At 71.1% G+C, this 12,554-nt stretch carries 8 protein-coding genes; 6 read left to right on the forward strand and 2 right to left on the reverse strand.

Translation table 11 applies throughout. From position 1 onward, the window contains the following. Positions 1 to 48 precede the first annotated feature (48 nt). Positions 49 to 894 (forward strand): LLM class F420-dependent oxidoreductase, encoded by an 846-nt coding sequence (locus N7925_RS20860; protein ID WP_274344764.1) that lies wholly within the window; start codon positions 49 to 51, stop codon positions 892 to 894. 220 nt (positions 895 to 1,114) lie between these two features. Beyond that, the gene (locus tag N7925_RS20865; RefSeq protein ID WP_265601030.1) at positions 1,115 to 2,599 is read left to right on the forward strand and encodes a peptidoglycan D,D-transpeptidase FtsI family protein; all 1,485 of its coding nucleotides are present in this window, start codon (positions 1,115 to 1,117) and stop codon (positions 2,597 to 2,599) included. Positions 2,600 to 2,785: 186 nt separating this feature from the next. Here the strand turns inward: N7925_RS20865 and N7925_RS20870 are convergent, their stop codons facing one another. Further along, positions 2,786 to 3,520 carry an HAD family hydrolase gene (locus tag N7925_RS20870; RefSeq protein WP_274346513.1) on the reverse strand — a complete coding sequence of 245 codons (735 nt, stop codon included), beginning with the start codon at positions 3,518 to 3,520 and terminating at the stop codon, positions 2,786 to 2,788. Between the two features lie 208 nt (positions 3,521 to 3,728). Between N7925_RS20870 and N7925_RS20875 the strand changes: the two genes are divergently transcribed. The 4 genes from N7925_RS20875 (at position 3,729) to N7925_RS20890 (ending at position 11,962) form a co-directional block, all read left to right on the forward strand. Then, a complete protein-coding gene (locus N7925_RS20875) occupies positions 3,729 to 6,311 on the forward strand; it encodes a bifunctional FO biosynthesis protein CofGH (protein ID WP_274344765.1) in 2,583 nt (860 codons plus the stop codon). 105 nt (positions 6,312 to 6,416) lie between these two features. Then, positions 6,417 to 6,791, forward strand: a complete 375-nt coding sequence (locus N7925_RS20880; RefSeq protein WP_274344766.1) for a CU044_2847 family protein — start codon at positions 6,417 to 6,419, stop codon at positions 6,789 to 6,791. Positions 6,792 to 6,801: 10 nt separating this feature from the next. Then, positions 6,802 to 11,259, forward strand: coding sequence for a serine protease (locus N7925_RS20885; RefSeq protein WP_274344767.1), 4,458 nt, complete (start codon positions 6,802 to 6,804; stop codon positions 11,257 to 11,259). 40 nt (positions 11,260 to 11,299) lie between these two features. Next, positions 11,300 to 11,962, forward strand: coding sequence for a class I SAM-dependent DNA methyltransferase (locus N7925_RS20890; RefSeq protein WP_443032352.1), 663 nt, complete (start codon positions 11,300 to 11,302; stop codon positions 11,960 to 11,962). 18 nt (positions 11,963 to 11,980) lie between these two features. Here the strand turns inward: N7925_RS20890 and N7925_RS20895 are convergent, their stop codons facing one another. Next, a complete protein-coding gene (locus N7925_RS20895) occupies positions 11,981 to 12,514 on the reverse strand; it encodes a hypothetical protein (protein WP_265601035.1) in 534 nt (177 codons plus the stop codon). Positions 12,515 to 12,554 lie beyond the last annotated feature (40 nt).

The following is a 12,554-nucleotide window of genomic DNA, read 5'->3' on the forward strand; positions in this document are numbered from 1 at the left end:
TGGCCCTTCGCACGCATGACGCGCTGACGGACGACGGAGGTGTTCTCGATGCGGATCTCCACAACGATCTTCCTCACCGACGAGACGGTGACCCCGGTCAGGCTCGCCCGCGAGCTGGAACAGCGGGGGTTCGGCGGGCTGTATCTGCCCGAGCACACGCACATCCCGGTGATCCGCAGCACGCCGTACCCGATGGGCGGCGAGCTGCCCCGGGAGTACGGCCGCACCCTGGACCCGTTCGTCGCCCTCGGCCAGGCCGCCGCCGTCACCGAGCGCCTCGCCCTGGGCACCGGCATCACCCTGGTCGCCCAGCACGACCCGATCGACCTGGCCAAACAGGCGGCCACCCTGGACCACCTCTCCGGCGGCCGGTTCACCCTCGGCGTCGGCTACGGCTGGAACGTCGAGGAGGCCGCCGACCACGGGGTCGAGTGGTCGACGCGCCGGGAGCTGGGGCGGGACCGGATGGCCCTGATGCGGGCCCTGTGGGCGGACGAGCCGACCGGGTACGAGGGCGCGTTCGGCTCCGTACAGGCGAGCGAGGCGCACCCGAAGCCGGCCCAGCGGCCGCGCGGACCGGTCAACGGCCCGCGCACCCTGATCGGCGGCGGGGCGGGCCCGAAACTGTTCGCGCACATCGTGGAGTACGCGGACGGCTGGCTGCCCATCGGCGGCGGGGGCCTCACCGAGTCCCTGCCGAAGCTGCGGACGGCCTGGGAGCAGGCCGGGCGCGACCCGAAGGGCCTCCAGGTGGTGCCGTACGCGGTGCTGCCCAGCCCGGGGAAGCTCGCCCACTACGCGGAGCTGGGCATCGAGGAGGTCGTGCTCCAGCTGCCCCCGGCGGACGAGGCGCAGGTCCTGCGGACGCTGGACGGCTACGCCGCGTACCTCTGACGGTCACCGCGTACCTCTCACGGTCACACCGCGTACCTCTCACGGTCACACCGCGTACCTCCGGCGGTCACGCCGAGTACCGCCGAGGAGGGGGGCCCGGGGCCGCCGGTGCAACCGGGCGCGCCCACAGGGCATCCTTGTTCATCGGGGAACGCATACGCGGGCCCGGTCGGCGGGCACCCCGCCGTGCGGACCGGAGCCCGCCCGGGTGGGGAGTGGAATGAACAGGCCGTTGCGGCACATAGCCATCTTCTGCGGGCTGCTGGTGCTGGCCCTGCTGCTGCGGGCGAACTGGCTCCAGCACGTCGACCGCCAGGAGCTGGCCCAGCACGAGAAGAACGCCCGGGTGCGATTCGAGCGGTTCGCCACCCCGCGCGGCGACATCATCGTCGGCGGCAAGGCGATCACCGGATCGAAGGAGACCGAGAGCCGGGACTACGCGTTCCTCCGGACCAACAAGGACGGTGCGATGTACGCGCCCGTCACCGGGTACGCCTCCCAGTCCCGGGGCACCTCGCTGCTGGAGCGGACCTACGACAGCGTCCTCAGCGGCCAGGACGACCGGTTCGCCTTCCGGCACGCCAAGGACATCCTGACGGGGCAGCCCCGGCGCGGCGGCGACGTGATCACCACCATCGACGCCAAGGCGCAGAAGGCGGCCTACAAGGGGCTCACCGACCTGGGCGCCCGGGGCGCGGTGGTCGCCCTGGACCCGCGCACCGGCAAGGTGCTGTCCCTGGTCTCCACGCCCTCGTACGACCCCGAGACCTTCGCCGGGATCTCGTTCAAGGAGAGCGACCGCTTCACGGCGCTGGAGAAGAAGAAGGGCAAGCCGCTGGCCAACCGGCCGCTGCGCGAGACCTACCCGCCCGGCTCCACCTTCAAGATCCTCACGGCCGCCGCGGCGCTGGAGCACGGTGTGGTCACGGACGTGGACGCCAAGACGGACGCGGTCTCGCCGTATCCCCTCCCGCTCTCCACCAACAAGATCGGCAGCGAGGCGGGCGACGCGGTGTGCAACAAGGCGTCGATGAAGACCGCCATGCAGTACTCCTGCAACAACGTCTTCCTCGACGCGGCGTCCGAACTGGGCGAGGACCGGATGCGGGAGACGGCGGAGAAGTTCGGCTTCAACGAGGATGTGTACGCGGAGGAGTTCGGCGACATGCTCGCCACGAAGAGCCTCTACCCGCAGAAGCTCGACAAGCCCGGTACGGCCCTCACCGGCATGGGCCAGGGCAGTCTCACCAGCACCCCGATGCAGATGGCGATGGTCACGGCGGCCCTCGCCAACGACGGCAAGCTGATGCAGCCCTACATCGTCGACGAGCTGCGCGGCCCGGACCTCTCCACGCTGGAGAAGAACGAGCCGATGGAGATGAGCCAGGCCGTCTCGTCCGAGACGGCGAAGAAGGTCCAGGAGATGATGGAGTACACCGCGAAGGAGGGCAGCGCCAAGCGCGCCCTGATCGACGGTGTGACGGTCGGCGGCAAGACGGGCACCGCCCAGCGCGGCGTGAACGTCCGCGACGAGGTCCCGTACGGCTGGTTCGTCAGCTACGGCAAGAAGGACGACGGCCGTTCGGTCGCGGTCGCCGTGTTCATCGACCCGACGGACATGGACATCTCCCGCTCCGACATCTCGGGCGGCCGCCTCGGCGCCCCGATCGCGAAGAGCGTGATGCAGGCGGTGCTGGGGAACTAGCAGGTGCCCGGTAGCCGGCCCGCCCGGCGTTCGAGGACGGAACCCTTGCTCCGGGGCGCCGGAGGGCGGAGGGGGCCGTCAGCTGGGCGGGCCGTCCGCCGGGCGGGCCGTCAGCCGGGCGGGCCGTCAGCCGGGCGGGCCGGGAACGCCACGCACCGACCGGAGGCCACCGCACCAGCCGTGAGGTCACCGCACCGACCGCAGCGTCCCCCGCCGCACCACCTTGGCCCCCTCGCCCGACGGCGGGTCCGACGAGTCCGACACGGCCGACGTGTCGGGCCCGCCCACCCCCGGCAGGCCCACCAGCTCCGTCAGCGCGTCGATGCGGAAGTCCGCCGTCTCCACCACGTCCGGGTGCTCCGCCCACCAGTGCCCGTACGGGCCCCGTCGCAGGTGCGCCGTCCGCATCCCCGCCGCCGCGGCCGGGAACAGGTCCTCCGCCGGGTGGTCGCCCACGTACAGCGTCGCCTCCGGGGCCGCGCCCGCCACCTCGGCCACCCGCGCGAAGAAATCCGGGTCCGGCTTCCGGGCGCCCCACTCGTCCGAGGTGACCACCAGATCGACGGGCAGGTCCAGGCCCCGCAGCAGCTCCCCGGCCCGGACCGTGCCGTTCCCCGCCACCACGATCCGGATACCCGCGGCCCGCAGCTCGCCCAGCGCGGGCCGGACGTCCTGGTAGAGGTCCGACTCGTCGAGGTGCTCTCCGCGCCCGGCGGCGGCCCGCGCGCGGTAGGCCTCCTCGACGTCCATGTCGGGCCGCAGGACGCGCAGCGCGTCCGTGGCCTCGCGGCCCTGGGCGACGGCCGCGCCCACCAGCGCACTGAGCGTGTGCGGTGGTACGCCGAGCCAGTTGGCCCAGGACGCCCAGTGCCGGTCGTCGCGTACGAGGGTTTCGCCGATGTCGAGGACGATCGTTTCCATCACCGTTCCGACACTAAGCGTGAGAACGCCGTCGGCGGGGTCTCATCCGGGTGAGTCGGCACGCACGAGTGACCACGGGCACGACCATGGGCACGACCACAGGCATGATCACGAGCATGGTCATGGGCATGTCGCGACCGGTGATTCCTCGACAAGCGACCCCCGAGGCCCTGGTCCGGCGCGCGCAGCTCGCTCGTATGCTCGGTTCATGACCGATGCTCAGAGCGGACGCCCCACCTCCAACGCCATGCGGCGCGCACTCAAACGCGCCCGCGACGGTGTCGCCCTCGACGTGACCGAGGCCGCCGTCCTGCTCCAGGCGCGCGGCGACGATCTGACGGATCTGGCGGCGTCCGCCGCCCGCGTCCGTGACGCGGGCCTGGAGGCGGCGGGCCGGCCGGGCGTAATCACCTACTCGCGCAAGGTCTTCATCCCGCTCACCCGCCTCTGCCGTGACAAGTGCCACTACTGCACCTTCGTCACCGTCCCCGGCAAGCTCCGCCGGGCCGGCCACGGCATGTTCCTGTCGCCCGACGAGGTGCTGGCCATCGCCCGCGAGGGTGCGGCGATGGGCTGCAAGGAAGCGCTGTTCACGCTGGGGGACCGCCCCGAGGACCGGTGGCCCGAGGCGCGGGAGTGGCTGGAGGCGGAGGGGTACGACGACACGCTCGCGTACGTACGGGCGATGGCGATCCGGGTCCTGGAGGAGACGGGCCTGCTGCCCCACCTCAACCCGGGCGTGCTGACCTGGACCGACCTCCAGCGCCTCAAGCCCGTGGCCCCCTCGATGGGGATGATGCTGGAGACGACCGCGACCCGCCTGTGGTCCGAGCCGGGCGGCCCGCACCACGGCTCCCCGGACAAGGAACCGGCCGTACGGCTGCGCGTTCTGGAGGACGCCGGCCGCTCCAACGTCCCCTTCACCACCGGCATCCTGATCGGGATCGGCGAGTCCTACGAGGAGCGGGCCGACTCCCTCTTCGAGCTGCGGAAGACGGCCCGCGCCTACCACGGCATCCAGGAAGTCATCGTGCAGAACTTCCGCGCCAAGCCGGACACGGCGATGCGCGGGATGCCCGACGCGGAGCTGGAGGAGCTGGCCGCCGCCATCGCGGTGGCCCGGCACATCCTCGGCCCGTCCGCCCGGATCCAGGCCCCGCCGAACCTGGTGGACGCCGAGTACGGCCTCCTCATCGGCGCGGGCATCGACGACTGGGGCGGGGTCTCGCCGCTGACCCCCGACCACGTGAACCCCGAGCGCCCCTGGCCGCACATCGACGAACTGGCGCGGAAGACGGCGGACTCGGGGTTCCAGCTCCGCGAACGCCTCACCATCTACCCCGAGTTCATCCAGCGCGGGGAGCCCTGGCTCGACCCCCGCCTCCTCCCGCACGTCCGCGCCCTGGCCGACCCGGAGACGGGCCTGGCCCGCGAGGACGCGATCCCCGCCGGACTGCCCTGGCAGGAGCCGGACGAGGGCTTCACCTCCTTCGGCCGCACCGACCTCCACACCACCATCGACACCGAGGGCCGCACCGGCGACCGCCGCGACGACTTCGACGAGGTGTACGGGGACTGGGAGGCGCTCCGCGAGGCGGCGGCCCCCGGCATGGTCCCGTCCCGCATCGACGCCGACGTACGCCAGGCGCTGAGCCAGGCCGCCGACGACCCGACGAAGCTCACCGACGACCAGGCGCTCGCCCTGCTCCACGCGGACGGTCCGGCGCTGGACGAGCTGTGCCGGATCGCGGACGCGCTGCGCCGGGACGTGGTCGGCGACGACGTCACGTACATCGTCACGCGGAACATCAACTTCACCAACGTCTGCTACACCGGCTGCCGCTTCTGCGCCTTCGCCCAGCGCCGCACCGACGCCGACGCGTACACGCTCTCCCTGGACCAGGTCGCGGACCGGGCGGCGCAGGCGTGGGACGTGGGCGCGGTCGAGGTCTGCATGCAGGGCGGCATCCACCCGGACCTGCCCGGCACGGCGTACTTCGACATCGCGCGCGCGGTGAAGGAACGCGTACCCGGCATGCACGTGCACGCGTTCTCGCCCATGGAGGTCGTCAACGGGGCGACCCGCACCGGCCTGTCGATCCGCGACTGGCTGACCGCCGCCAAGGAGGCCGGGCTCGACTCGATCCCCGGCACGGCGGCGGAGATCCTGGACGACGAGGTCCGCTGGGTCCTCACCAAGGGCAAACTGCCCACGGCCACCTGGCTGGAGGTCATCAAAACCGCCCACGAGGTGGGCCTGCGCTCGTCCTCGACGATGATGTACGGGCATGTGGACCAGCCCCGCCACTGGCTCGGCCACTTCCGTACCCTCTCCCGGCTCCAGCAGGAGACGGGCGGCCTGACGGAGTTCGTGACGCTCCCCTTCATCCATACCAACGCCCCGGTCTACCTGGCCGGCATCGCCCGCCCCGGCCCCACGGACCGCGACAACAGGGCCGTCACCGCGATGGCGCGGCTCCTGCTCCACCCGCACATCACCAACATCCAGACGAGCTGGGTGAAGCTCGGCACGGAGGGCGCGGCGGAGATGCTGCGCTCGGGCGCGAACGACCTGGGCGGCACGCTGATGGAGGAGACCATCTCCCGGATGGCGGGGTCCAGTTACGGCTCGTACCGCTCGATCCAGGGCCTGGAGGCCATCGCCGAACTGGCGGGCCGCCCGTCCCGCCCCCGTACGACCCTGTACGGGGAGGTCCCGGCCGAACGCGTCGCGGCGGCCACGGCCTCGGACGGGCATCTGCCGGAACTGCTGCCGGTGCTGCCCGGCTGAGAGCGGGGGCGGTGAGGTGCGGCAGCCGCGCCGAACCTCAACCACCCTGACTGTGTGGACAGTTGCCTTCGCTAGGATCGCCCCTCCCGAACGCTGGAGGTCGAAGTGAGCGAAAGCCCTGTCCGCACGGTCGAGGTGCCGTTGGAGGACGGCAGCGACGAGGCGATCCGTGTGCAGATCCGTGAGGTGGACGAATCCCTGGTGCGGGTCGGCCGCGGAGACCGCTCCGTAGCCCGTGCGGAGCGGTCGTTCGGGCAGATGCTGGATACGGTACGGCCGGTGGCGGAGAGCTTCGTCGGCAGGTTCCGGGGAATGGCCAACGCGCCGGACGAGATCACGCTGGAGTTCGGTGTGTCGCTGTCGGCCGAGGCGGACGTGGTGATCGCCAGTACCGCGACGGCGGCGAACTTCTCGGTGAGTCTGACGTGGCACAAGGGTGACGCGGTCGATCCGAACGAGCCTGCTCCGGCCGTGAGTTGAGTGGGTTGAGATGACCGGCTCACGGGGGGACGCGGAGTCCATGGTGTCGGGCGAAGAGGCGCTGAGCGCCGACGAGGCATTGAACGCGGCGGTCGTCCGGGTCGGGGGAGAGAACGGCACGATCGCCGGAGGCGGCTTCCTCGTCACGTCGGACCGGGTGCTGACCTGTGCGCATGTCGTGTCCGACGCGCTCGGGAGGAGACGGGACCTCGCCGTCCCTGTCGGTGCCGAGGTGCTGATCGACTTCCCGCTCGTCGACGGGGCCGCTGAACGGCATGTCGTCGCCGAGGTCGAGCAGTGGATACCGGAGGCGCCCAAGCAGTGCGGGGATGTGGCGGTGCTCCGGTTGCGCGACGTGGTTCCCGGCACGCGTCCGCTGCCGTTGGCCGCTTCCGCCGCGGTGTCGCACCGGCCGGTGCGCGTCGTCGGGTTTCCGGACGACGAACTGGGCGTGGTCTGGCACCGGGGAGAGCTCAGCGGGAAGTCGTCGGGCGACTGGATCCAGCTCTCCCGCGCGGACAGCCGGACGACCCACATCACCGGCGGCTACAGCGGCAGTCCTGTCTGGGACGAGCAGCGCGGCGCGGTGGTCGGCATCGTCGTCGCGGCCCAGCGGAAGCGAGACGACACCCAGCAGTCCTTCGCGATCAGTGTGAAGGCGGCGCTGGCCAAGCTGCCCGATCTCGATCGCGAGCTGGCCGCGCATCCGTTCCGGGGCATCGACACCTTTCAGGAGCGACACGAGGACATCTTCTTCGGCCGCGACAGCGCCATCGAGGACGTGGCCGCTGAACTGGAACGGCCGCGGCGCAGAACCGTCACGCTCTTCGGACCGTCGGGCTGCGGAAAGTCCTCGCTGGCGCTGGCCGGAGTGGTTCCCCGGATGCGGCGCGGGAGCGGCGAGGGGGAGGGCGACGACGACCGGCCGGGCTACGAAGCGGTCGTGGTGAACGCCGGTGCCGACGGCTCCCTGCTCTCCCGACTGGCCGTCGACCTCTACGAAGCCGTACGCACCGGCCGGTACGGGGACCGACGCGCGGAGAGCGTCGACCAGGTGGAGGAGTGGCTCGCGGGCAAGGGCCTGGTGAGGACGCTGAACATTCTGCGAGGCGCTTCCGACGGCAGGTATCTCGTCGTCCTCGACCAGGCCGAGGCTCTCCTGCACATCGGCGACGAGGAGTTCGGCGAAGTCGCCGGGCTCCTCTTTCCGGAAGGCGGCCCGACGGCCGGATCCCGGCTGCTCGTCACGCTTCGGTCCGACTTCATGGACGCGGCGCTCAGACACCCTCGCCTCGGCCCCCTGGTGGGCGGCAGCAAACTGCTTCCGCTGGCGCCGATGTCACGGGACCAACTCAAGGACGTGATCACCAGACCGGTGGAGAAGGCTCCGGCGGTGGAGTACGACCCGGGACTGGCCGACCGCATCCTGGAGGACGCATGCCGGGAGCCGGAGAATCTGCCGCTCCTCGGCTTCCTGCTGAAGAAGCTGTGGGACAACCGGTCCGGCGGCCGGCTGCGTACTTCGACGTACCAGGCGCTGAACGGGGTCAAGGGTGCGCTGAAGGAGCACTGCGAAACCGCCTGGAAGCAGTACGTCGGCGAGGGCGAGCGGATCGCCGCCGCCAGGTTGCTCAGGGGCCTGGTGAGAGTGCCGCCCGGGAGCGGGAAGCCGCTGCGCCGCAGGATCACGCGGAAGGAGGCGGGCGATGCGGGATGGGAGCTCGCCAGGTCGTTCGGCGCTCAGCCGTTCCGGCTGCTCGTGCTGCGCGGCGGCCACGGACAGCCGGAGACCGCCGAGCTGGCCCACGAGAAGCTGATCGAGGTGTGGCCCGCGCTGAGGGATCAGGTGCGGGAGGACGAACGCTTCCTGACGGGCCGCGCGGAGCTGAACCATGACCTCGACCGTTGGACGCAGCAGGAGAGGCCGTCCGCCCTGCTGCCAGGAGAGGTACAGCTCGCCTACATTCAAGCTTGGGTGAAGGGCCGCGAGACGGAACTCGACGCGGCCGAGCGTGACTTTCTGGAGCGCGCGCGGCAGCGGCGACGTCTGCGGCGGGCCCGCGGCCGCGCGGCCTGGACCGCGGCGGCCGCGGTGTTCGCGCTGATCGTCGGCCTCGGCACGTTCCTCGTCTATCAGCAGCGCGTCAGCACGCAGCGCGAGGAGGACGGGCGGTCGCGGCTGCTGGCCAACTACTCCGACGAGGTCGCCAAGCAGGATCCGGGACAGGGCGCACTGATCGCCCTGGGCGCCTACGGGCTCGCGCCCACGAACGAGGCCCGCAACGCCGTGCTCCGCAGGTACGACCAGGTCAAGAACGCCGCGTGGGTCCTGAGCGGGACCGAGGGGAGCATCCGGGACGTGGCGATGAGCGTGGACGGCACGGTGACGTTCGTGACGACCGAGAACGGGCGCGCCACCCTGTTCGTCCGCCAGACCGGAGGACGCATCCACCGGCTCCAGCTCGACCTCGACGAGATGGCCTTCCATCCGCTGGTCAGCCGGGACGGCCGGCAGATCGCTCATGTGTCGGGGACGGGCGTGCTGGTCCGGTACGAGGTCGATCCCGCAGCCGACCGTCCGGAGGACCTGCTCCGCCCGCAACGCGCTCTGCGAGGACCGGAGTTCGAGGAGATGGCCGACACCTTGGCCTGGGTGAGCAAGGAGGAGAGACTGATGGCCCTCTCGCCGGACGCCGGAAGCCTGGTCACGATGGTGAACGGCCGACTGACGCTGTGGGACCTGGCGACGGGACGCCGACAGGACGTGCCGGGCCGACCGGTCGAGAGGAGTGAGTCCGTGTGGTTCGGACCCGACGAGAACACTCTGCTGGTGAGCCGGACCAGGACGGGCGGCAGCGACCTCGTGATGGACGCGGTGGACGTCCTTACGGGAAAGGCCCGTGAACTGGCGGACGGCGTCGACGACAGCGCGATGTACGGCTCGGCCACGGCGCTGTCCGGTGACGGCGGCGTGCTGGCCTTCTGTCGTCGGGTGAAGAAGGACGAAGGCCACGTCGCTGTCTACAGTGCTCTGCGCGTGAGGGACGGGCGGCCGCTGCACACCTATACCTACGCCGGGCCCAACAGCGGCTGCGGAGACATCGCCGTCGACGAGAAGGGCGAGCGCTTCGCGGTGAACCACCATGAGGCGTGGATGATCGTCGGCACGCGGCGCGGCAGCCGCGTGACACGGGCCGAGGTGGCCTCGCCGGACCTGGTCGTCGGCCGTCTCCTCGGAGACGCGCGCCACCCGGTCGTTCCGGTCGTCACCTACGGCGACAATCATGTGACGGCCCAGCCGCTGATACCGCGCGACATCGACGGCTCCGACATCGTCGTCGGCTCTCCGCGCCTGGTCGGCGGAGGGAAGTACCTGCTGGCTCAGCTCCACCAGCTGGACGAGCCCGACAAGGGCGAGACGCTGGCGCTCGTCGACGCGGCGACCGGACGGATCGTCACCGAGGTGAAACGGCCCACGTCGGGCGTGGTGATCGAGCGGGGTGTGGAGCACGACCTGCTGGTGAACGACGCCGGAACGCTCGTGGCGGACGTGATCGACCGTGACCGGGTCCTCATCCGGGAGATACCGTCGCTGCGCCGGGTGGCGGAGGTCACCACACACGAGCCCCCGGTCGACCGGGGCGGCGGCCCGGAGGCGCTGACGCTCACCTTCCTCCGGGGTGGCGACGAACTCGTGACCCTCTCCGGCAGCCGGATCGAGCACTGGGACGCCAGGACCGGGCGCCGCCTGTCCGCCGCCATCGACGCCCGTGCGCTGGGCCTCACGAAGAAGAATCCGCCGCGCTTCGGCTCCGGCCGCCCGGAGGCCCAGGACTCGGGCTTCGCGGTGAACAGCCATGCGGAGAAGGGCTATGTGCAGATCATGGTCGCCCGCGCCCCGGTCCTGCACGCCGTTCACCTGCGCACCGGCGAGGAGAACAAGGATCTGAGCGTCCGCCTGGGCCCGAGGGTCGAACGGGCGATCCGGGACAGCAGTGGTCGCTACGCGGCCGCCAAGTCGCCTGGCGGCATGCTGGAGTTGTGGTCGACGGCGACCGGAGAACGGCCGGCCAGACTCGTCGGACCGCTCGGGCCGCTGGGGGCTGACGAACACTTCACCGGAGACGGATATGCCTTCAGCTTCACCGGAGCCGACAGTGAGTTCTTCATCGCGAACGGTGGCTCGGTGCGCTTCCAGCAGCTCTCGGACCCCAACACCTTCCAGACGTACGACTTCGCGGCGCACCAGCACTTCCTGGCAACCACCAAGGACGGCAGAACTCTGCTGCGTACGCTCTCCGGAGGCAGCTTCGGGGGAGGCAACGGAGACCGCGGCCGTCTGGACCTGATCCATCTCGATCCCGAGCTCTGGAAGCGGCACCTGTGCGCCGTCGTCGGCCGCGACCTCACGGCGGAGGAGCGCTCGGGCCTGCCCTCGGGCCTGCCCGAAGGGATCTGCCCGGCCTGACTAGCCGCCTGTCCTGGGTTCGGCATAACGTCACGGGGTGATGGAATCCCCGCACCTGGACGCGATCCGGCAGTCGTACGACGCCGTCGCCGCCGACTACGCCCGGACCGTCAAGGACCCGAGCGAGCTGGACCCGCTGTCGCGCGCCGTACTGGCCGCCTTCGCCGAGCTCGTCACGTCGTCCGGCCTCGGGCCGACGGCGGACGTGGGCTGCGGGCCGGGCAAGGTGACCGCGTACCTGACCGGGCTGGGGGTCTCCGCCTTCGGGATCGATCTCTCGCCGGGGATGGTCGGGCTGGCCCGCGCGGCCCATCCGGAACTGCGCTTCGACGTCGGCTCGATGACCGCGCTGGAGACCGGGGACGGCGAACTGGGCGGCATCCTGGCGTTCTACTCCACGCACCACCTGCCGCCGGAGTCGCTCCCCGGCGCGTTCGCCGAGTTCCACCGGACGCTGGCGCCCGGCGGGCACCTGCTGATCGTCACCCGGGTCGGCGACGACGGGCACCGGCAGCTGACGTACGGCTACGGAGGCCCCGCCGTCCCCTTCGGCAGCTACCGGTTGCCGGCGGACCGGATCGCCGAACTGCTGGAGCGGGCGGGGTTCGTCATCACGGGGCGCACGTTGCAGGAGCCCGAGGAAGGCGCGAAGCGGCCGGTCGCCGGCTTCCTGGCCCACAAGCCGGACGCCCGTCAGGCGTGACACGGCCCCCTGGCACCATCACGGGCGGCAGCCCTCCGCCTCCATTGCGACGGGCAGTTGGGAGCGCAGGAACTCTTCGAGCAGGCGGCGGCGTTCCGTGGTCTCCTCGGGGTTTTCCACGCCGTCGATGGCCAGCACGAACTGCATCTTCTCGCCCTGGTACGTGCAGGCCCGGAGGGCCATCCCGCCGTGGTCCGCGATGGTGGCGCCGTCCCCGATGTCGGCAGGTGCCGGGTCGCCCAGGCGGAGCATGACCGATTCCTTGACCTCCAGTGGCTTGACGAACGGTTCGACGACGTCCCCTCTCAACCCCACCTGTTCCTTCCCGTCCACCTCGAACTCGCATCGAGGCTGCTTGGGTTCGGAGAAGGTGTCCTTGGTCTTCAGCTCCTCGCCCCTGGGGAGGAGCCGGCCGATCAGGTCGGGATCGACCTTCGTGCCGCAGGCTTCCGAGACCTTGAATGCTTCGGGGCTGCCGCAGCCGGTGGCCCCGAGGAGCAGGGTGGTGAGCAGCGCAATGCCGCCCACGTGCCACAGAACGTTCCTTCGCATGCGCCCCTCACTACGTCCCCCGGGCCTCCGACACATCTTC

Source organism: Streptomyces sp. CA-278952 (assembly GCF_028747205.1).
Classification (GTDB): Bacteria; Actinomycetota; Actinomycetes; order Streptomycetales; family Streptomycetaceae; genus Streptomyces.

Coding starts and splice junctions, on each gene's coding strand:
- N7925_RS20860 (WP_274344764.1), top strand. CDS start 49: ATGCGGATCTCCACAACGATCTTCCTCACCGACGAGACGGTGACCCCG.
- N7925_RS20865 (WP_265601030.1), top strand. CDS start 1,115: ATGAACAGGCCGTTGCGGCACATAGCCATCTTCTGCGGGCTGCTGGTG.
- N7925_RS20870 (WP_274346513.1), bottom strand. CDS start 3,520: ATGGAAACGATCGTCCTCGACATCGGCGAAACCCTCGTACGCGACGAC.
- N7925_RS20875 (WP_274344765.1), top strand. CDS start 3,729: ATGACCGATGCTCAGAGCGGACGCCCCACCTCCAACGCCATGCGGCGC.
- N7925_RS20885 (WP_274344767.1), top strand. CDS start 6,802: ATGACCGGCTCACGGGGGGACGCGGAGTCCATGGTGTCGGGCGAAGAG.
- N7925_RS20890 (WP_443032352.1), top strand. CDS start 11,300: ATGGAATCCCCGCACCTGGACGCGATCCGGCAGTCGTACGACGCCGTC.
- N7925_RS20895 (WP_265601035.1), bottom strand. CDS start 12,514: ATGCGAAGGAACGTTCTGTGGCACGTGGGCGGCATTGCGCTGCTCACC.